This window comes from Vibrio sp. 1580, from assembly GCF_033340055.1.
The window spans coordinates 1-555 of the sequence record NZ_JAWOVT010000588.1; the positions used below are offsets into that span (position 1 = coordinate 1).

Annotated in this window: 1 protein-coding gene; it reads left to right on the forward strand. The window is 49.7% G+C overall.

Translation table 11 applies throughout. The features are described 5' to 3' along the window. Positions 1-555, forward strand: a 555-nt coding sequence (locus R7093_RS27305; RefSeq protein WP_318147290.1) for a collagenase, incomplete at both ends; no start/stop codon positions are given.

Sequence of the window (555 nt, forward strand, 5' to 3'; positions counted from 1 at the left end):
TGAGCACGAGTACACTCACTACTTGGATGCACGTTTCAACCAATACGGTTCATTCAGCGACAACTTAGCTCATGGTCATATTGTTTGGTGGCTGGAAGGCTTTGCTGAATACATGCATTACAAACAAGGTTACAAGGCCGCGATCGATCTGATCCCAAGTGGCAAACTGAGCCTTTCAACCGTGTTTGACACCACATACTCGCACGATAGCAATCGCATTTACCGTTGGGGGTACTTGGCAGTTCGCTTCATGCTAGAAAACCACCCTCAAGATGTAGAGAGCTTATTGGCGTTGTCTCGTTCAGGTCAGTTTGCACAATGGGCGCAGCAGGTTACTGTGCTTGGTCAACAATACGATGCGGAATTTGAGCGTTGGTTGGATACGTTAGAAGCGGTAGTTGAACCGGAGCAACCAGGAACGGACCCAGAAGAGCCAAGCGAACCAACCGATCCTGAAGTGCAAGTGACGGAGCTGGCGGCGAACCAAAGCCTTCAACTGAGTGGCGAAGCATACAGCGAAAAACTGTTCTACGTTGACGTGCCTGCTAACACCGT